This window comes from Castellaniella sp. GW247-6E4, assembly GCF_040276065.1.
Classification (GTDB): Bacteria; Pseudomonadota; Gammaproteobacteria; order Burkholderiales; family Burkholderiaceae_B; genus Castellaniella.
In genome coordinates, this window is sequence record NZ_JBELOI010000003.1 from 131,392 (window position 1) to 152,175 (window position 20,784).

Genomic DNA, 20,784 nt, shown 5'->3' on the forward strand with positions numbered 1-20,784 from the left:
ATGAAACTTTTGGACTACTTCATTCCCGTGACGGCCTTCGTCAAAGCCTTCGGACAGGCGTCCGGCGGGCGCACGCCCGAGGGCCTGTCCAAGGAAATCGACACTCTCGTCAACCAGGCACGCATGGATGCGCTCAAGGACGGCGTCGAGCTGCCCCGTTTCCAGGAGGCCCTGTTCCCGGTCCTTGCGTGGGCCGACGAGCAGATCGCACGGTCGGGCGCCTGGGACAGTGGCCACGCCTGGCAGCACTTCCTCCTGCAGCGGCGCTATTTCAAGACCGGCCTCGCCGGCCGCGAGTTCTTCGAGCGGCTCGAAGCCATCCAGGCCAGCGACAACGCCCTGCGCGAGGTTTATCTGCTGTGCCTGTGCCTGGGCTTCGAGGGCCGCTACAGCATCGCTCCCAACGCCTCCGACCTGGCCAATATCCGGATCGAGCAATACCGCCTGCTGCAACAGCACGACCCCAAGCTGGCCGGTGCCGGCCATGAGCTCTTTCCCGAGGCCTACAACCAGGGCGGCAAGACGCAGGCCCGGCCGCGTGGCGTGTTCGGGCGCTTTTCCATGCGGCGCGTCCTGTTCATCGTCCTGCCTCCGCTGATCCTGCTCGCCGTCGGGCTCGTGATGCACGCCAACCTGACCCACGCGGTCCAACAGTTTCGCGAAGCCGTCAATCTATGAAGACGATTCTCGTCCGGCTGCTGCAGCTCATCACCCTGGCGCTATTCAGCTGGGTGGTCACGCTCTACCTGCTCTGGCCTCTTTGGGGAGGCCTGGCGATTTTCTTCGGCGTGATCGGCGCGTACTTCGGCATCAAGCTCGCACGGCGCCTGTGGCTGGTCTCACGCTCGCGGGTCAAACTCGCCGCCTCTGAGGCGGCCGGGCGCGCGCAGGTCGAGAAGTCCAGCGCGCAGGCCGACCTCACGCACAAATGGAAGAACGCGATCGCCACGCTGCGCCGCTCGAGCCTGCGCCGCTTCGGCAATCCCATCTACGCCCTGCCCTGGTACATGGTGATCGGCGAATCGGGCGTGGGCAAGACCTCGGCCATCACCCGCTCGCGCCTGGGCTCGCTGAACAAGACTGGCAGCCAGTTCGAGCCAATCGCGCAGACCGTCAATTGCGACTGGTGGTTTTTCAACCGGACCGTCATCATCGACACCGCGGGCCGCTATGTCTCGCCCAAGGGCACGCCGGAAGACCAGGCTGAATGGGAGCGCATGCTCGAGCTGCTGGCCAAGTACCGCCTCAAAGAGGGTCTGAACGGGCTGGTCCTCGCCGTCGACGCCGACCAGATCGCCCGGGGCGACGACCAGCTCGAGCAATACGGCCATGTGATCCGCGAACGCATCGATCAGCTCATCCGCCTGTTCGACAAGCGCTTTCCCATTTTCCTGCTGGTCACCAAGTGCGATCGCATCTATGGCTTCGAGCAATGGACGCAGACTCTGCCGACCGAGGCGCTGGCCCAGGCCATGGGTTACGTCGGCGCCCTCGAGGAGGGCGACGGCGCCGAGGCGCGCTTCACTGACCAGGCCTTCGACCAGATCACCACCCGCCTGCGCCAACTGCGCCTGGACATGGGCGTCAAGGGCGTGGATCTCAGTGCTCCCCTGCTGCTGCTGCCCGAGGAAATCGACCGCTTGCGAGGCGGCCTGAAGCGATTCCTGGCCGCCTGCATGGGCAACAATCCTTACCTCGAACAGCCCCTGCTGCGCGGGCTGTTCCTGAGCAGCGCCCGCCAAGGCGGCGAAACCCTGCCCAATATGCTCGGCCTGATCCAGGAATCCGGCGCGGCGCAGGGCGCCGACAAAGGCGCCTTCCTGCATGATTTCTTTGAGCGCGTGCTGCCGGCCGACCGCTGGACTTTCCGCCCCACCGTCATCATCGACCGCTGGCGCCTGGCCACGCGCAACCTGGCGGCAGTCTTCTGGATCTGCACCTTCACCGCCGCGCTGCTGTTCCTGATGCTGTCCTTCTACCAGACCCGCAGCAGCCTGATCGCCATCCGCGACGCCTACCCCATGCAGGCGCTGGTCAACGACCAGCCGCCAGAGCAGCGCCTGCAGACCCTGCAGAGCATGCTCAGACTCATCGAGCTGATCCAGAATCACGAGCAGAACTGGCAGACCCGCTGGCTGGCCTTCAGCCCGGATCTCGAAAACCTCGAGGACGACATCAAGGCCGCCTACGTCAGGGGCTTTCGCGATCTACTGCAAAAAAACCGCCGCGAGGATATCTTGCCCGTCCTCGCGGACGAGGACTCGCCCAGCTCGACCTCATACGCCGAGGCGGTCCTCACGCTGACCCGCAACGTCAACATGACGCAGGCGCGCATCGATGGCGCGACCTACGACCAGCTCCTGCGGATGCCGCAAGCCCCCGAGCAGCTCTCGGAGGTGCTCGGCCTCGAGCTGCCCCCGCACCTGATCCAGGCACCGGCCCACATGTCCGCCGCCTACAAGGCCTGGAGCGATCCGGAGGACCCGGCCCTGTTGCAAAGTCTGCGCGCCGACCGGGCCGCCCTCGCCCAGGCCGTCGAGCAGTCCGAACACTTTTCCTGGCTGTTGGCGTGGGCCAACCAGCAGCGCGAGCTCAAACCCGTGACGCTGCGCACCTTCTGGCTCCCGGGCTCGCAAGGCCAGAATACGGGCGCCATCGCGCCCGCGCTGACGCTGGCCGGCCAGCGCCACATCCGGGGCTTTCTAAACGAACTCGAGCAGGCCCTGAACAACTCGACCGGGTTCCAGTTCAAGCGCGGCGCCTTCGAGGCCTGGTATCGAACCGAGCGATTCAACTCCTGGCAAAGCTTCGCCTGGTCCTTCGACAACGGCGAGCTGCTGCTGGCCAACGAGCCGGCCTGGCGCGACATGGTCACCAAGGTCGATACCGACACCAGTCCATACTACGAATTCTTCGACCGCTTGCGCAGCGAATTCGCCGAGATTCCCGATGGCGACCTGCCCGGCCTGATGCTGTTCGCCCGCGAATTCCCCGCTCTGCGGCGCGCCGCCGCCGAAGGCGCCTCGGTCGGCAAGGCCAAGGCGATCCTCCAGACGATCAACACCGTGGGCGAGCGCATCGTCCGCCCGTCCGACTTCCCCAATCCCTCGGCCACGCCCAGCTCCACCATCCGCCGCTCGATCCAGGGCGTCCAGGCCTTTGCGGACTACGCACAACAGTTCGATGTGGCGGCGGCCAAGGCCATGGAAGGCAACGGCCAGTCTTATCAGCTCATGGCCGACTACTTCAATCTGGGCGTCAGCCCCGACGCCACCACGTCGGCGCTGCAGACCGCGCAGGACAGCCTGAACGCATTCCGCAAGGCCTCGGGATTCGACCTGCCGGACGACCAGGTGATCTGGAAACTCATCGGTGGCCCGCTGCGCATCCTGACGCGCTACGCGCTCGAGCAAGGCTCGTGCCACCTGCAAAAGGAATGGGAGGAAAAAGTCCTCTGGAAGACCCAGATGGCGGTGAGCGCCCAGGAAACCAACGATCAACTCTTCGGCGACAAGGGCTCGGTCTGGGCCTTCGTCGACGGCCCGGCCAAGCCCTTCATCCTGCAAAAGGCGACTCAATTCACACCGGCCCAGCGGGGCGACTACACGTTCCCCTTTGCCGACCCCTTCCTGCCGTTCCTGAATCGTTCGGTCGACACCCGCGTCGAGGCCGTCGTCAAGTCCCAGCTCGCCGAATCGGCCAAGGGCAAGTCGGCCACCATCCTCATCACGGCCCGGCCCATCGGCGTCAACGACGGGGCCAAAGCCAAGCCCTATTCGGTCAACCTGTCGATCCAGTGCGCGCAACAGGAGATCACGCTGGACAACTTCAATATGTCGGTGACCAACAGCTTCGACTGGTCGCCCGACCAGTGCGGGGACGTGACACTGCGCATCTACATCGACGAACTCACGCTCACCCAGCGCTATCCCGGCCCCATGGGCATGGCCCGCTTCGTCGCTGAATTCAAGGATGGCGAACGCATCTTCACGCCTGAGGATTTCCCGCAGGCGCGCGAGCGGCTCGAGGCGCTGAACGTGCGCACGATTCATGTCCGCTATGATTTTTCGGGCCAAGGGCAACTCCTGAGCCTCGCGGACAACCTCGACTATCTGGCCGGCACCTCGACGCCCTCGATCAGCGCAACGCCGGCGCGCCTGGCCTTCAAGGTGCCCGAGCGGATCGGCCAATGCTGGACTGAAGGGCCGCCGGAGCAGGCCGCCTCGCCCATGCCGCTGTACATCCGGCAGCGGGCCGAAAAAATCATCGCGGCGCCACCGCCACCGCCGCTGCCGCCGGCCCCCGCGCCACTGCCCGAGCGTACGCACCGAGTCAAGGAAGGCGATACTTTGTATTCACTATCACGACAATACGGAACCGATGTCCAGGTGCTGCAGCAATTGAACCATCTGAAGAACACCGACTTGATCATGAAGGGTCAAATCCTCAAGCTGCCGCCTGAGAACAACTCCATGTAACAACGCGAAACTTACGGGAGACTTGCCTTTCCACGCATTGACACATATTGCTCCATAAGACAAAATCATTCCGCTGTTGCAAAGTTTATTAATAAAACATTAATACCTCCTTTTGCAGAAACTGTCAGCGCGCGCCGCCACGCGCGCTTTGCGGTTCAACCGGACAACCGCCCACGACACAGGAGAACACCATGGCAACCGAAGGATCAGTCGCCCCCAAAGAGCGCGTCAACATCACTTACAAACCAGCCACAGGCGATGCCCAGACCGAGGTCGAGCTGCCCCTCAAACTGCTGATCCTGGGCGACTTCACGCAACGCGCCGATGATCGCAGCGTCGAAGACCGCGCTCCCATCAGCGTCGACAAGGACAACTACAACGACGTCCTCAAGGCACAGAATCTGTCCCTGGACCTCTCAGTACCCAACCGCCTCGAGCCCGGCTCCGACGACAACATCCCGGTCAACCTGAAATTCGACTCCCTCGCCGATTTCCAGCCCGACAACATCGTCGAAAAGGTTCCCGAGCTGCGCAACATTGTCGAGCTGCGGGGTGCGCTCAAAGCGCTCAAGGGCCCGTTGGGCAACATTCCCGACTTCCGCAAGAAACTCCAGGAACTCGTCCAGGACGAGGGCGCCCGCGGAAAGCTCCTCAAAGAGCTCGACATCGAGGACAAATGAAGCGCGCCCCGTGGCATGAAATTGCCACGGACGGCGCGCAAGAATAGACACGCCACACAGGGTTGAAACACTATGAGCGAAGAAACCGCAAAACAAGAGGAAGCCACCGGCGGCGAAGCCGCCAGCGGCTCCCTGATCGACCAGCTCCTCGAGACCACCCGGGTGCGTCCGGGCGACGAGTCCTACGCGATCACCCGCCAGGGGATCCAGACCTTCATTTCCTCCCTGCTCGATCCGACCCGCGCCACCGACCGCATCACGGCCTCGCTGGCCGACGACATGATCGCCGAGCTGGACAAGAAACTCTGCCGTCAGGTCGACGAGATTCTGCACAATCCGGATTTCCAGCGGCTCGAGTCTTCGTGGCGTTCACTGAAGTTCCTGATCGACCGTACGAACTTCCGCGAGAACATCAAAATCCAGATCATGAACGTCAACAAGGACGATCTGCTCAGTGATTTCGAGGACTCGCCCGAGGTGACCAAGTCCGGTCTCTACAAGAATTGCTACACGGCCGAGTTCGGCCAGTTCGGCGGCCAGCCCTTCGGCGCCATCATCGCCAACTACGAGTTCGGCCCCGGCTCCTCCGACATCAAGCTCCTGCAGTACTGCGCCGGCGTGGCCTCCATGGCGCACGCGCCCTTCATCGCCGCCGCGGGCGCGCAGTTCTTCGGCCTGGATGACTTCTCCAAGCTGCCCGACCTCAAGGACTTGTCCTCGATCTTCGAGATGCCGCAATACACCAAGTGGAACGGCTTTCGCGAAAGCGAGGACGCGCGCAACGTCGGCCTGGTGCTGCCGCACTTCCTGCTGCGCACGCCCTACGGCAACGACACCACGCCCTCCAAGAAGTTCAACTACGAGGAAGACGTCTCGGCCGGCAACAACGCCTTCCTGTGGGGCAATGCGGCTTTTTCCTTCGCGTCGCGCCTGACCGCCAGCTTTGCCGACTACCGCTGGTGCGCCAATATCATCGGCCCCCAAGGCGGCGGCACGGTGGGCGACCTGCCGATCTACAACTACGAGGCGATGGGCGAGATCCAGACCAAGATCCCCACCGAGGTGCTGATCTCCGAGCGCCGCGAGTTCGAACTCGCCGAGCAGGGCTTCATTGGCTTGGCCATGCGCAAGAACAGCGACAACGCGGCCTTCTTTTCGGCCAACTCCTGCCAGAAGCCCAAATTCTTCGGCAACACCAAAGAAGGCAAAGAGGCCGAGACCAATTACAAACTGGGCACGCAGCTTCCCTACATCTTCGTGGTCAGCCGCCTGGCCCACTACATCAAGGTGCTGCAGCGCGAAAACATCGGCACCTGGAAGGAGCGCGCCGATCTCGAAGGCGAGCTCAACAACTGGATCCGCCAGTACGTGGCCGATATGGACGCCCCGGGGCCCGAAGTCCGCAGCCGTCGGCCGCTGCGCACGGCCCAGATCAGCGTCGAGGACGTCGAAGGCGACCCCGGCTGGTACCGCGTGTCCATGCTCGTGCGACCGCACTTCAAGTACATGGGAGCTTCATTCACGCTGTCGCTGGTCGGCAAGCTCGATCGCAAATAGCAGCGCGCAGCCCCATCCACGCCCATAAATCATGGATTACATAACCACCGCGCAATGCGGCTAGGAGGTCAATCATGCCAATGCCAGGCTACTTAACCCTCACGGGTCAGACGCAAGGGAAAATCGACGGTAGTTGCACCATTCAAGGCCACGAGGACACGATCCTGGTCCAGGCTGTCGACCACACGATAGAGATCCCCAAATCGATCCAGACCGGTCTGCCCACCGGCAAGCGCATCCACGGACCGCTAACCATCACCAAAGAGATCGACAAGGCCTCGCCGAAACTGTTCCAGGCGCTGACCTCGGGCGAGCAGCTCACCGACGCCAAGCTCGAGTACTACCGCATCTCGCCACAAGGGAAAGAAGAGCTCTACTACACGGTCGAAATCAAGAACGCGATCATCACTTCCATGCACAAATTCGTACCCATGTGCCTGGACCCGGCCAACAAGTCCATGGGTCACATGGAGGCCGTCTCGTTCACGTACGAAACGATCATCGAGACCTTCACGCCTGATGGCATCGAGGCTCAGGATTCCTGGAACGCGCCAAAATCCTAAGCCCCAAGGGGTGGCGTTCAGTCCACGACCGCCACGCCCGGCCGCCTCCCGCCCCGGCGCATCGCCTGGCTTCCCGGCGGGTGGTGAGTAGCACCACACTTTTTCCCCCAGGCGAGTAACCGGTTCCCGCACACGGGAGACCGGTTCGCCCTCCAATACGACTCAACCACCTCCGGGGACGAGCATGCAAATCGTCGAGTTCAAGTCTCTCGTCAGCAGACTGAACCCCACTTGCCGCGATGCGCTGGAAAACGCGGCGGGTATCTGCCTGAATCGCACGCACTACGAGATCGCCATCGAGCACATGCTGGTGCGCCTGATCGACGATCCGCGCTGCGATGTGCAACTCATCCTCAAACAGGCCGGCATCGATCCCGGGCGCGTGCAGCGCGCCCTCGAGCAATCCATCGAGGGCTTCAAGACCGGCAATGCCGGACGTCCGCAGTTCTCACCCCTGCTGCCCGATCTGTTCAGCGATGCCTGGATGGTCGCCTCGGTCGATCTATACGAGGGATCCATCCGCTCGGGCGCCCTGCTGGCGGCTTTCGTGGCACGCGCCTCGTTCTATGCCAGCGGCACCTATTCCACCTTGCTCTCCGAACTCGACAAGAACCGCACGGTCGAGTTGTTGGGCGTCATCGCCGCCACCTCGCGCGAGTCCCAGGAGGCGGTTGCCGCCGGCCCGGGCGGCTCCGCCGCGACGGGCGCCCCCGAGGGCCGCGCGGGCACGGCCATTCAGCGATTCTGCGAGGACTTCACCGCCAAGGCGCGCGACGGCAAGATCGACCCGGTCTTCGGACGCGATCCCGAAATCCGCCAGATGGTCGACATTCTGGCGCGCCGCCGCAAGAACAACCCCATCTGCGTCGGCGACCCCGGCGTGGGCAAGACCGCCGTGATCGAGGGCCTGGCCGTGCGCGTGGCCGAAGGCGACGTGCCCGAGATCCTCAAGGACGTCACGATCCTCGGCCTGGACATGGGCGCCCTCGAGGCGGGCGCCGGCGTCAAGGGCGAATTCGAAAACCGCCTGCGCGGCGTGATCAATGAGATCAAGGCCTCGCCCACCCCCATCATCCTGTTCATCGACGAGGCGCACACGCTGATCGGCGCGGGCGGCGCGGCCGGCACCAGCGACGCCGCCAATCTGCTCAAGCCGGCGCTCGCGCGCGGCGAACTGCGCACCATCGCCGCCACCACCTGGAGCGAATACAAGAAATACTTCGAAAAAGATCCGGCGCTGGCGCGCCGCTTCGAACTCGTCAAGCTCGACGAACCCACGGTGGACATGGCGGTGCAGATTCTGCGCGGTCTCAAGGAGCGCTACGAGCAAGTCCATAAAGTTATCATCCGCGAAGACGCGCTCGTCGCGGCGGCCGAGCTATCGAGCCGGTACATCACCGGCCGCCAGCTCCCGGACAAGGCGATCGACCTGCTCGACACCGCCTGCGCGCGCATCAAGGTCAATCTGTCCTCCAAGCCCGACTTCATCGAGGATCGCGAGCGCACCCTGCAGATGCTCGAGCGCGAAAAGCGCGGCCTGCTGCGCGACATCGAGAACCGCGTGCCGACCGATACGGCCCGCCTCGGTGAAATCGACGACCACGCCGCCCGGACCCAGGCCGAGCTCGACGAGCGCCGCGCCAAGTTCCAGGCGCAGTCCGACGCGGCCCAGCGCATCCTCGCCCTGCGGGCCGAGCGCCTGAAGGCACGCGAGGCCCAGGCGGCCGATACGCCGGCTGCCGGTGATCCACCCGCGACCTCTCGCGATCCAGCGGCCATCGAGACCGAGCTCGCCGAGGCCGAGCAGGCCTTCGACGCCCTGCAAGCCCAGGACAAACTCATCTTCATCGACGTCTCGCCGGACACGGTCGCCAAAGTGGTCTCCGATCGCACCGGCATCCCGCTGGGCAAGATGATGCGCGACCAGGCCGCGGCCGCCCTCGCCCTCGAGGACACGCTCCGGGCTCGGATCAAAGGACAGGACCACGCGTTGGCCCACATCGCCGAGGTCCTGAAATCGGCGCGCTCGGGACTGCGCGATCCCGATCAGCCCATGGGCATCTTTCTGCTGGTCGGCCCCTCGGGCACTGGAAAAACGGAAACCGCGCTGTCGGTGGCCGACACCATGTTCGGCGGCGAGCAGTCGGTGGTGACCATCAACATGAGCGAATTCCAAGAAAAACACACCGTCAGCCGCCTGGTGGGCTCGCCCCCCGGCTATGTCGGCTACGGGGAAGGCGGCGTGCTGACCGAAGCAGTGCGCCAGCGCCCCTACTCGGTCGTCCTGCTCGACGAGGTCGAGAAAGCCCACCTCGATGTGGTGAATCTGTTCTACCAGGTCTTCGACAAGGGCGTGCTGTCCGACGGCGAGGGCCGCGAAATCAATTTTCGCAACACAGTGGTATTCCTGACCTCCAACCTGGGCCTGGACGTGATCACCGAGATGTGCGCCGGCGACGAACCCCCGCCCGTCGAAGCCATCCAGGGGGCCATCCGCCCCATCCTGTCGAACCATTTCAAGCCGGCGCTGCTGGCGCGCATGACCATCGTTCCCTACGTGACGCTCAAGGGCGATGCCCTGCACGGCATCGTGCAGCTCAAGTTGCGCAAGCTCACCCAACGCATGCTGCGCAACAACAAGATCACGCTCGAGGTCGCCGAGGAGGCCGTCGACGCGATTGCCCAGCGCTGCACCGAGGTCGAGACCGGCGCGCGCAACATCGATTTCATTCTCAAAGGCACCATCCTGCCCTTGCTGTCCAACACCCTGCTCGCCCGCATGTCCGATGATCAAGAGCTCAGCCGCGCGCGGCTGGAGGTCGACGAGCATGGCCAGTTCACGGCCAGTTTCGAATAGAGGCGGACATGGCGGACAAATGCGCATGGTTCATCAATCTGGACGAGAATGACACGGCGGCGCGGCTCGCGGCCGCGCAGCTCGGACCCTACGGCCTGGCGGTCAAAGGCCAGCGCTGGCCCACCGAGGACAAAGCCTGGCTGAGCTCGGCCCAGGAGGCCGCCGACGCAGGCGCGGCCGTCGTTCTGGCGATTGGCTCCCCGGCGCGGCAGGCCGAGGGCGCCGTGCGCCGCGGCCTCGCGCTGTTCCGCCTGGCGCTGCAGACGCGGCTGGGCCGCCCGGTCAACGGCTTCGCGCTGGTCACCGGCGAGCCGGACGGCGCCGGCGATGCGTCGATGGGCAACGCCATCCTGGGCGACTGGGCCCGCCTTGACGGTACGCGCTGGCAGGCCAAGGTAGTGGCGCGCGCCCACGCGCCGATCGCGCCGCCCTGGCCGGTCCGGCTGGGCCTGCACGCGCACGAGCGCCTGGGCATCTGGCTGGAAACCCACCCCGCGCCCGGCAAGACCGCGGCCGGGGCCCTGGTCGGCGTCGCCGGCAACGCGGCCAAGATCGACTTCCACGCCGTCGGGCCGGCTGGCGGCATGCCCGAGCGCTCCGTCAACGAATACGAGCTTCAGGGCCTCCAGTTCGAGGCCGCGGGCCAGGCCTTCCAGGCCTGGGGCCTGAGAAACGCCATCGCTCCCGACCACAGCTATTACGTCCGCCTGGACGGCGAACCGGATACACTGGCCATCGGAGCCCTGCCCGACGGCGAACTCGAGGACGTCAGCCTCATCGCCATGGGCTAGGGTTCACCGCCCCTCCCGTTACCGCGACCCCCGGCCTCACGCATGCTCATCGATGTCACCCCCCTGCTGGAACCCGTTTCCGACGCCGCCCCTGGCGGCGCCGACATCCGCGACACTGAGGATTACGAGGCCATTGCCGCCGAGATCGAAAAAATGACCAGCCCCACCAGTTCCGGGCAGGTCGACTGGCAAAAGGTCGAGACCCTGGGGACCCGGCTGTTCTCGACCCAGGGCAAGGACTTCATGATTGCGGCCTGGGTGGCGGCGGCCTGGACCGAGCGCTATGGCATCGAGGGCCTGGGCGCCGGCCTACAGCTCCAGGAAGGCCTGGTCAGCCGCTACTGGGAGACGGCGCAGCCGCCGCTCAAGCGCCTGCGCGGCCGCCGCAACGCCTTGTCCTGGTGGACCGAGCGCACCACCGGCTGGTTCGAGGGCAAAGACATCCCGCCCCTGCGCGAGGAGGCCCACCACATGATGGTGGCCGCGGCCGAATCTCTGGATGCCCGGCTCGCCGAGCTCGACCCCGAATCCACGCCCCTGGGGCCTTTCGTCCAGCAAATCCGCCGACTGGAAGTCATCGCGCCGCCCGTATCCGAGGCTCCCGCGGCCGAGGGCGCAGCCTCGGGTACGGACACGCCCGCCACGACGCCGTCATCCACCCCGCCGGCGCCGCGCGCCGCGCCGGCCGGCGCGGCCGCCTCGACATCGCGAGCCTTTGGCGCGGCGGTTCCGGCCGCCGATACGCTCGATAGCGTGGACGCCGTCATCGGCGCATTGGCGCCCGCCCTGAGCTACGTCGGCCAGATCACCAACGCCCTGCGCACGCTCGACCGCTTCAATCCCCTGGCCATCGAGATGGGGCGCTTCGCCGCGCGCGGCGCCCTGGTCGTCCTGCCGCCCGCGCAACAAGACGCCACGCCGCTGATCCCGCCGCCTGTGGCCATCACCGACGCGTTCGCCACCATCGCCAGCAGCGGCAACGCCGACGGCCTGATCGAATTCTGCGAATCCCGCATCGCCACCTTCCCCTACTGGCTCGATCTGGACCGCGAATCGGCGCGGGGATACGGCATGCTGGGCGAGCCGGGGGCCGCCATGCGCCAGGCCGTCGTCCAGAGCGCCCTGGCCTTCGTCAAGCGGCTGCCCGGTATCGAGCGCCTGACGTTTTCCGACGGCACGCCGTTCGCCGACGAGGCCACTTTGCAATGGCTCGAGAATTGCAAGGCGGAAAACCGGGGCGGCGGCGCAGCCCTGGACCGTTACAGCCGGGTGCGCCAGCAAGCCCTCGAGGCCTTCGATGCCGGCCGGCGGGACGAGGCCATGCAATGCTACCAGGGGCTGATTGAATCCACCTGGAGCGGGCGGGAGCGTTTCCAGGCGCGCCTGGCTCTGGCCGAATTGCTGGTGAGCATGGCCGGCGACGCCGACCTCGTGCCCCTGGTATCCCACCTCGCCGACGAATGTCGCCGGCACCAGTTGGCCGACTGGGAGCCCGGACTCGCCCTCCAGGCGTGGCAACTCATCCTGCGCGTCGCGCGCCAGGCGTTGGCCAGCCCCGCCCTGGCCGACGACCCGCACCGACGCACGGCCTGCCAGGACGCGGCCCGGGAGGCCTTGCGCGAGCTGGCGGCCATCGACCTCGTCACCGCATCGAAAAGCCGCTAAAAAAGAACCGCGGACGGAAACAGCAAGGCCCAGCCGCCGGCCAGCGCCAGCCACGGCCCGAAGACCAGATGCCGTCCCGCCTCGGCGCGCCCGGTGGCGCGCAGCCACAGGGCAAAGCACAGGCCGCCCAGCGAAGCCGCCAGCAGAACGCCGGGCAGGGCCTGCCAACCCAGCCAGGCGCCCAGTGCCGCGGTCAGCTTGAAATCCCCAAAGCCCATGCCCTCGCGCCCCGTCACGCGCAAGAACACCAAGTACAGCACCCAGAGGCAGAGATAGCCGGCGGCGGCGCCCAGCACCGCATCGGGCAGGAACGCAAAGGCACCATCCAGATTCGTCAGCAGGCCCGCCCACAAGAGAGGTAGCGTCAGGCCGTCGGGCAGCAGGCCGGTGCGGCCATCGATCCAGGCCAGCGTCCAGAGCGTGAGGACGCAAACCGTGGCCGCCAAAGCGGCCGGCGTCGCTCCGAACCGCCAGCCGCACACCGCCGCGAGCACCAAAGCACCCGGCCACCAGACCGCCAGGATGCGCCGCCGCATGGGGCCCGTGGCCGGCAGCACGGCCTGGGCGCCCAGCGCCTCGGCCAGGCGATTCGCGATGCGCAGAAAACCGGCCCCCAAGAGCAGCGCGAGGCCCAGGCTCGCGGCAACGCCGACCCAGTGCGCCTGATGCCAGGGCAGCCACATTCCCATTGTCGTCTCCTCCCCTTGACCGGGGACGACAGCATAGCATCCCCCAGTGGGCTCACAGCACGAGCTGATTGATCTCGATGATGGGCAGCATCACCGCCAGCACGATGAGCAGCACGATCCCGCCCATGACGAGAATCATCAAGGGTTCGAGCACCGCCGTCATCGTCATGGCGCGGCGCTCGAGTTCGGTCGACATCACCGTGGCGGCGCGCGTCAGCATCATGGGCAGTTCGCCCGTGCGCTCGCCGCTGCCCACCAGATGCACCAGCAAGGGCGGAAAAACCTTCTGGACCTGCAGCGCCTGCGCCAGGGGGCCGCCTTCGCGCACGCGGCTGGTGGCATCGGCCACGGCCGCCCGCAGGCGATGATTGCCCAGGGTGCGGCGCGAGGCCTCCAACGCCGCGAGCAGCGGTACGCCGCTGCCTGTCAGAATGGCCAGGGTCGCCGAAAACCGCGCCACGTCCACCCCCAGCGCATAGCGCCCCAGGACGGGCAGCCGCAGCACCCGGGCGTCCCAGGCCAGGCGCGCCGCCGGATTGCGCAGGCGCAAGCGCCACAGCGTGAAAGCGAGCGCAAGCCCCAGCGCGCTGGCGAGGCCCCAGTCGCGGGCGAAAGCGCTGGCCGCCAGCATCGCACGCGTGAGCAAGGGCAGCGTCTGGTGAGCGTGCGCGAACGCTCCCACCACCTGCGGCACCACGTAACTGAGCAGGAAGATCACGATGCCGATCGATACCAGCGTGACCATGCCGGGATAAATGAAGGCGGTCAGGACCTTGTTGCGCAGGGCGCTGCGCGATTCGATATAGTCGGCGAGGCGCTCGAGCACCTGGACGAGATCGCCGGACTGTTCGCCGGCATCGACCAAGGCGCGGTAGATTTCAGGAAAATCGCGTGGATGCGCGGCAAGCGCCTGCCCAAAGCGCAGGCCGGCGCGCACGTCATCGCGCACCAGGGCCAGTACGCGCGCCACGTGCCGCCGTTGCGCCTGCTCGAGAGTGGCCCGCAAGGCGGCCTCCAGGGGCAGGCTGGCAGCCAGGAGGCTGGCGAGCTGGCGCGTGAACCAGCCCAGGTCGGCATCGCCGATCCGCGCGCCGGCCAATCCACTGCGCGCGGATCGGCGGCGCGTCTCGACAACCGACAGGGGTACGAGGCCGCGTGCGCGCAAGGTCTGGCGCGCGCCGCGCTCGCTGTCGGCATCCACCATGCCGCGTTCGCCGCGGCCCGCCGCATCCACCGCCTCATACTGGTAAGAAGGCATGCGCGCGCCCCCTTCAAGACTCGCGCGTGACGCGCATGATTTCCTCGAGCGAGGTCACGGCCTGGGCGACCCAGCGCTGCGCATCCTCGTACAGGCTGCGCATGCCCTCGGAGCGCGCCGCATCGCGCAAGGCCTGCTCGCCCCCGCCCGAATGGATGAGGCCGCGCAAGGCGTCGTCCAGCACAAACAGCTCATGAACCCCCGTACGGCCGCGATAGCCGGTGTGGCCGCAGGCGGCGCAGCCCCCGGGGTTCCAGGCCGCCGTATCGTCGGCCTGGGGCGTCTTGCAGTGTTCACAGAGCTTGCGCACCAGGCGTTGCGCCAGCACGCCCCGCAGGGTCGAGGCCAGCAGGAACGGCTCCACGCCCATGTCGATCAGGCGTGTCACCGCGGACACGGCGTCGTTGGTGTGCAGCGTGGCCAGTACCAGATGGCCTGTGAGCGAGGCCTGTACGGCGATCTCGGCCGTTTCGAGGTCGCGGATCTCGCCCACCATGATGACGTCCGGATCCTGGCGCAGAATGGCGCGCAGGGCCGAGGCAAAGCTCAGTTCGATGCGGGCGTTGATCTGCGTCTGGCCGATGCCGGGCAGATCGTACTCGATCGGATCCTCGACAGTGAGAATATTGGTGGTGGCGGCATCCAGCCGGCCCAGGGCGGCGTACAGAGTGGTCGTCTTGCCGCTGCCGGTGGGGCCGGTCACCAGCACGATGCCATGCGGCAAGTGAATCAACGAGTCCAGGCCCCGCAGGATGCCGGGCGCCATGCCCAGGCGCTCCAACTGAAGGCGGCCGGCCTCTTTGTCGAGCAGGCGCAAAACGACTCTTTCGCCGTGCCCGGTGGGCAGCGTCGAGACCCGCACGTCGATGGACCGTCCGCCCACCCGCAAGGCGATGCGGCCGTCCTGCGGCATGCGCTTTTCGGCAATATCCAGGCTCGCCATGATCTTGATGCGCGATACCAGCGCATTGTGCAGGGCCCGGCGCGGGCTGACGATATCGCGCAAGGTGCCATCCACCCGGTAGCGCACGACGGAATGGGTCTCGAAGGCTTCGAGGTGGATGTCGCTGGCATGATCGCGCACCGCCTGGGTGAACAGCGCGTTGATCATGCGGATGATGGGCGCATCGTCGCTCGCGTCCAGCAAGTCCTCGATCTCGGGCATGTCCTGCAACAGGCGATCCAGATCGATCTCGCTGGCCGCCGCATCAACGACGCTCGCCGCATCGTCGGTGCGCGCATAAGCCGCCGCCAACAGGGTGTCGAGCTCGGTGTCGGGCACCGTGCGCAGCGGCAGGGCGCCGTATACGCGCCGGATCTCGGCCAGAGCCCAGTCCGGCGCGCGCTCGGACACCGTCAGCGTGAGGCCCTCGGAGTCCGTTCGGATCAGGGCGCGATGGCTGCGCGCCCAGGCATAGGGCAGACGGGCGATCATTGGGCGGCTGCCGCTCCGGCATCGGGGGCCGCCTGCGGCCGCAAATCCAGCAGGCCGCTGTCCGGATCGCGCCGGATCGCCGGCAGGCTGGTGGTCGAGGCCTCGGGCAACAGCCACGAGGCCCTGACCGGCAGATCCAACTGCGCGGCGCGCATATAGTTGTAGCGATCCAGGGTCAGGCTGGCGCCGTCACGCGCCGTGCGCACGATGTGCGGACGCAGGAACAACATGAGGTTGGTTTTTTGGTTGGTGCGCTTCTGGTATTTGAACAGATTGCCCAGGCCTGGAATATCGCCCAGCAGCGGCACCGAACTCGTCGTATCGTTGACCACGTCCTCGAGCAGGCCGCCCAGCACGATGATCTGCCCATCGTCGACCAGCACCTTGGTTTCCAGAGCCCGCTTGCGCGTGATGATGTTGGACGGCGTCGAGGACGCCGGGTCGATGCTGCTGACCTCCTGGTAGAGGGAAAGCTTGACCGTGCCGCCCTCGGATATCTGCGGCCGGATCCGCAGGGTCAGGCCCACATCCTCGCGCTGCACGGTCTGGAAGGGATTGCTCGCGCCGTCCCCCGACGTCGTATAGGTGCCGGTCACGAACGGCACCGTGTTGCCGACGATGATGGTGGCCTGCTCGTTGTCGAGCGTCATCAGATTGGGGGTGGACAGCACGTTGACCCCGCCCTGGCGCTGCATGGCGCGCGCCAGCACGCCGAGGTTGAGCAGCTCGGTGCCCAGCACATTGACCGTGCCCCTGACCATGCCCGCGCTCAGGCCGGCGCCCAGCGCATCGATGGTGGTGCGCGCGCCCTGCACGCTGCCCACGCCGGTACCGCCAAGATTCGCGCCGCCAAAGAACGCCGTGCCGCCGCCGTCGATGCTGTTCCCGCCCGCGGACCACTGGACCCCGAATTCCGCCGCCTTCTCGGCATTGACCTCGACGATGAGGCTCTCGATCAGGACCTGGGCGCGGCGCTGGTCGAGCTGGTCGATCACCTCGCGCAGGCTGCGATACAGTGGATCGGGCGCCGAGATGATCAGCGTGTTGGTGGTCGGATCCGCCTGGACCGTGGCGCCGCCGGCCGAAAAGGCGACGGTCCGCGCGCTCGCCTCGGCACCTGGAGCCATCGAGGCCATCGAGGCCAATTGCTGGGTCGCCCCCCTGGGCGCGCCCCCGGCGGTCGAGCCCGACGACAGGGCACCGGCTCCGGCCTGCGAAAGCGGCGTCTCGGCGGTATCAGCCCCCGTGCCCGCGCCGCCCTGCCCGGTCAGCGCCCCGCGCAGGACCTCGGCCAGATGGGTGGCCTGCGCATTGCGCAGATACACCACATGCAGATTGCCTGCCCGCGTCTCGGGCGTGTCGATGCGCAGGATCAGGTCGCGGGCAAGCCGCAGGCGCTCGGGCGTGCTTGCGCGCACCAGAACGGTATTGCTGCGCGGATCGGCCACGACCACCACCGGCGCGCGCCCCTTGCCGGCCGAGCCGTCCTGCATCAGTTGCTGTGCGAGCGCCGCCACGTCCAGCGCGACCCCGTACTCGATGGGAATCACGTCCGTGTTGACCGCCATGGGCGTGTCGATGCGGGCAATCACTTCGGCGATGCGCGCGAGGTTGTCCGCATAATCGGTGATGACCAGGGCATTGGCGCCGGCCTCGGCCACGATCGTGTTGTTGGGTGTCACCATGGGACGCAGCACGGGCACCAAGTCGGCGGCGTCCTCATAGTGCAGCGAAAAGACCCGCGTGACGAGTTCGCCGCCCGCGCCGGCCTGGCCCGGGGACACGACGACCCCGCCTTGCATCTTGGCGTCGGCTTCGGGGACGACGCGATTGACGCCATCGACGTCCACGACGGCGAATCCCTGCATGCGCAGCGCGGCCAGCAGCATTGCATACGCCGTATCCGCATCGACCGGCGCATCCGACACCAGGGTCAACTGTCCCTTCACCCGCGGATCCACCACGAAGTTGCGCCCGGTGAACTGGGCCAGGGCCCGCACCACGCCGTACAGATCAGCTTCGTTGAAATTCAGCATCGTCCGCTCCCCGGACTCTCGTCCCGACGGCGTCGACTCTGTCGCATCGACATGCCCTGGCCGGGTCGGGATGGGCGGCAGCGCGCGCCGCCCCGCGGGTGCCCCGGCGGCCGGCGGCGCGACCGAGTAGCGATCGGCCTCTTGAGGCGGCTGCGATCCGACGGCCGTGAACACCGTCAAGGGCGTGCCATCATTGCCCGGCGCCGTACCCGGCCCGGCGCACGCGCTCACGGCAAGGGCCAGGAGCAGAACCAGGATGGGCGCACCCGGGCGCCCAGCCGCAAGACCGGTCCGCAGCCCATCGGACAGAAGATAAGAATTCATCAAGGTAACCATTCCATAATCATGTACCGAAATCTAACATCTTCACGAAAAGCGTAGTGGCTCGAATCCAGGGCACGCTAGCGCATCCGCAACACCACGCCCCCGCCGCTGCCGGCAGACGGGCCCAGGGCGTCGAGCACGGGCCGCAACGCCTCCCGGGTCTCGCGCGGCGCCAAGGGCTCCACCCAGGCGCGCCCGTCGAAATGCGCGCGGCCGCCCCTTTGCAACACGCCCGCGCCCTCCATGTGTAAAAGACCCCGCAAGGTCTCGAGCGCAAGCACCGGCTCGCCTTCGCCCGTCAAATTCAGGGACAAGGCGTAGTCCCCCAGGGGCCGCACCCGGCTCAGTGAGGAAGACGCATTGCGCCATTGGATCCGCAGTGCCCCGGAGCCCGAACCCGTCACGCGGCCGGGCCGCAGGAGCAGCTCCGGCCATTCCAGCAAAACCTCACCCCCTGGATCGAGGGCGTTGAACACGGCATGCAGGGTCGTGAGCGCGGACGCCGGCAACTGCAGAGACTGTGCGGAAAGCCTCAAGCCCCGCCAGGTCGGGTCGAGCCGGACGGGACCGCGCAGCCAGGGATGGGCAAGGACGAGGCCCGGTCCGCCATCGAACGTCACACGCCAGTGCGCCGCGCCGGGCAGGCTGCGGCGCAGGCCCGGCGCACCCAAGGCCAGATTGGCCCGAGCCTCCCATAAGGTGCCAGTCGCATCGACCACGACGATTGGAGAAGATGCTGGAATCCATGCCATGACCCAGCGCGCCGGCAGCCTCCACAATGCCGCCGCGCAGCCGACGGCCAGCAATGCGGTCCACCAGGCGGCCCGGCGCGCGCGGGTCACGGATTCTCCCTTGCGGGCAGCGCCAGCAGAACCTCGCCCGTCAGGCGCCCCGGTCGATCGCGGCCATCAACGACGCTGCGCGCGATGTCTACGCGCAGCACGCGTAGCTGCGCGATGGCCGGCAAGCTGGCCATCCAGCTCAACACCCGCGCCGCCGGCGCATCCTCGAGCGCGAGCCGCCAGCGGCCCAGGTCGCCGCCGGTCTCGGCGATCGAGGTCAGGCCGCCCGACGTGCCGAGGCCCGCGCTTTCAAGACTGGTTTCCAGGGCGCGCCCGGTCTCGGTGGCAGACAGGACGCCCTGGCGCTCGCGCCCCAGCGCCTCTGCCTCGAGGATGATGGCGTCCAGTTGCGCCGCGCGCGCCTGCAAGCCGGGCAGTTGGGTCTGCACGCGCGCGATCGTGTCCAGAGCCGGCCGCACGCCGATGAACCAGCATCCCGCGCACAGCACCAGCGCTGCGGCGATGCACAGCAGGATCCGTTCCCTGGGCGTGCGCTGCGCCCACGACACCGCCAGGCGCAAGCGCAGCGGCTCGAGGCGGCCCCGCCATTCCCGGACCAGCCGCCTGGGCATCATGACGGGTCTCATGACCGCCCCTGCGTCGCGGAGGCCACGGCGGCGCGCCGGACGCGCCAGACCAGCGGATGGGCAGGGTCCCTGGCGAGCATGATGCCCTGGACCGAAGCGGCCTGCTCCAGGACCGATTCGTTGGCCGGCGGCAGGAACCCCTCGGCCAGCGTGAGCGCCAGCTCGCCGTTCTCGTATTGCAGGGCCTGGACGTGGCCCCGGGCGAACTCAAGCACCCGCGCCGTGGCCAGGGCGAGGGGCACGAAATCGTCATCCGCGGCTGCCCCGCGCGCCAGCCGCAAGGCGTCGCGTTGATGCATGGCTTGTCTGAGAGGGTCGATGATGACCGGAATCGAGGGAAATGCCCGAGCTGCGGCTTGCCGCATGCCTTGCTCCAGGCCCCTCAGCCGCCCTTCCACCTGCATGGCGTAGCCATTCAAGCCCAATATCCAGACCAGCAGCGCCACAAACACCCAGCATGCCGGCCGCCGCCAGCGTCGGCGGCCGGTGGCTGGCCGCAACTCTTCCAGCGCCAGCGACCAGGGCGGCAAGGGTGCGAGCCACCTCGGCCCGGCGGGTGGTGAGAGGGCCTTGTCCGGATTCGGATCGCCCGCCGGGATCGCCAGCGCGTGCGGCACCAGGGCCGCGACCTGCAAGCCCGCGCCCGCCAGCAAGGTCCAGGTGCGTCGCAGCGCCGCGCGCGTTGCCCACGCCACCGTCACCGTCCCATCGGCCAGCCGCGGCCCATGCGCCAGGCCCAGCTCGGACAGATCGGACAGCACGAGAGGTTCAACACTGCCGGCCACCGCCGCTCGCAGCTTCGAGGCCGGGACCGGCGGTACGGCCACCCGCGCGACAATCGCGTCCTCCGCCCGCAAAACGGCGTGAACCGGCAGGCGCCCGGCCACCGCCGCGAGCTCGTGCAGCGGCAGTTCGCCCGCGCGCTCCAGACGCCCCTCGCGCCCGACCACGGCGAAGGCCACGGGCGACTCGGCGGACAGCCCGGACAGGGGTGGCAAGGCCACACGAAGGTGTTGTCTCAT

General features: G+C 67.0%; 15 protein-coding genes. 8 read left to right on the plus strand and 7 right to left on the minus strand.

What is annotated here, in order from left to right; all coding sequences use genetic code 11:
* The 8 genes from ABS761_RS05780 (at nt 1) to tssA (ending at nt 12,591) form a co-directional block, all read left to right on the plus strand.
* On the plus strand, nt 1-678 hold the full coding sequence (locus ABS761_RS05780; protein WP_350407168.1) for a DotU family type IV/VI secretion system protein: 678 nt from the start codon (nt 1-3) through the stop codon (nt 676-678).
* On the plus strand, nt 675-4,478 hold the full coding sequence (locus tag ABS761_RS05785) for a type VI secretion protein IcmF/TssM N-terminal domain-containing protein (protein ID WP_350407169.1): 3,804 nt from the start codon (nt 675-677) through the stop codon (nt 4,476-4,478). Before ABS761_RS05780 ends, ABS761_RS05785 begins: the two co-directional genes overlap by 4 nt.
* Before the next feature lie 191 nt (nt 4,479-4,669).
* Nucleotides 4,670-5,158 carry a type VI secretion system contractile sheath small subunit gene (tssB, locus tag ABS761_RS05790; RefSeq protein ID WP_350407170.1) on the plus strand — a complete coding sequence of 163 codons (489 nt, stop codon included), beginning with the start codon at nt 4,670-4,672 and terminating at the stop codon, nt 5,156-5,158.
* Between the two features lie 72 nt (nt 5,159-5,230).
* A complete protein-coding gene (tssC, locus tag ABS761_RS05795) occupies nt 5,231-6,715 on the plus strand; it encodes a type VI secretion system contractile sheath large subunit (RefSeq protein WP_350407171.1) in 1,485 nt (494 codons plus the stop codon).
* A gap of 74 nt (nt 6,716-6,789) precedes the next feature.
* Nucleotides 6,790-7,278, plus strand: coding sequence for an Hcp family type VI secretion system effector (locus ABS761_RS05800; protein ID WP_350407172.1), 489 nt, complete (start codon nt 6,790-6,792; stop codon nt 7,276-7,278).
* A gap of 184 nt (nt 7,279-7,462) precedes the next feature.
* Entirely contained in the window at nt 7,463-10,135 is a 2,673-nt protein-coding gene (gene tssH, locus ABS761_RS05805; RefSeq protein ID WP_350407174.1) for a type VI secretion system ATPase TssH, read from the plus strand.
* Between the two features lie 8 nt (nt 10,136-10,143).
* Nucleotides 10,144-10,926, plus strand: coding sequence for a hypothetical protein (locus ABS761_RS05810; RefSeq protein ID WP_350407175.1), 783 nt, complete (start codon nt 10,144-10,146; stop codon nt 10,924-10,926).
* Nucleotides 10,927-10,968: 42 nt separating this feature from the next.
* Nucleotides 10,969-12,591 carry a type VI secretion system protein TssA gene (tssA, locus tag ABS761_RS05815; protein WP_350407176.1) on the plus strand — a complete coding sequence of 541 codons (1,623 nt, stop codon included), beginning with the start codon at nt 10,969-10,971 and terminating at the stop codon, nt 12,589-12,591.
* On the opposite strand, the gene ABS761_RS05820 is transcribed toward tssA, so the two are convergent.
* The 7 genes from ABS761_RS05820 to ABS761_RS05850 form a co-directional block, all read right to left on the minus strand.
* Entirely contained in the window at nt 12,588-13,280 is a 693-nt protein-coding gene (locus ABS761_RS05820) for a prepilin peptidase (RefSeq protein ID WP_350407177.1), read from the minus strand. The genes tssA and ABS761_RS05820 overlap by 4 nt on opposite strands.
* Nucleotides 13,281-13,332: 52 nt before the next feature.
* Nucleotides 13,333-14,538, minus strand: a complete 1,206-nt coding sequence (gene gspF, locus ABS761_RS05825) for a type II secretion system inner membrane protein GspF (RefSeq protein ID WP_350407178.1) — start codon at nt 14,536-14,538, stop codon at nt 13,333-13,335.
* Nucleotides 14,539-14,551: 13 nt separating this feature from the next.
* The gene (gspE, locus tag ABS761_RS05830; RefSeq protein ID WP_350407179.1) at nt 14,552-15,973 is read right to left on the minus strand and encodes a type II secretion system ATPase GspE; all 1,422 of its coding nucleotides are present in this window, start codon (nt 15,971-15,973) and stop codon (nt 14,552-14,554) included.
* Nucleotides 15,970-18,333, minus strand: a complete 2,364-nt coding sequence (gspD, locus tag ABS761_RS05835) for a type II secretion system secretin GspD (protein WP_350407180.1) — start codon at nt 18,331-18,333, stop codon at nt 15,970-15,972. The genes gspE and gspD overlap by 4 nt, the downstream gene beginning before the upstream one ends.
* Nucleotides 18,334-18,410: 77 nt before the next feature.
* Nucleotides 18,411-19,175 carry a type II secretion system protein N gene (gene gspN, locus ABS761_RS05840; RefSeq protein ID WP_350407181.1) on the minus strand — a complete coding sequence of 255 codons (765 nt, stop codon included), beginning with the start codon at nt 19,173-19,175 and terminating at the stop codon, nt 18,411-18,413.
* Nucleotides 19,172-19,762: a type II secretion system protein M gene (locus tag ABS761_RS05845; RefSeq protein ID WP_350407182.1), complete on the minus strand. Its 591-nt coding sequence runs from the start codon at nt 19,760-19,762 to the stop codon at nt 19,172-19,174. Before ABS761_RS05845 ends, gspN begins: the two co-directional genes overlap by 4 nt.
* A complete protein-coding gene (locus ABS761_RS05850; RefSeq protein ID WP_350407183.1) occupies nt 19,759-20,784 on the minus strand; it encodes a type II secretion system protein GspL in 1,026 nt (341 codons plus the stop codon). Before ABS761_RS05850 ends, ABS761_RS05845 begins: the two co-directional genes overlap by 4 nt.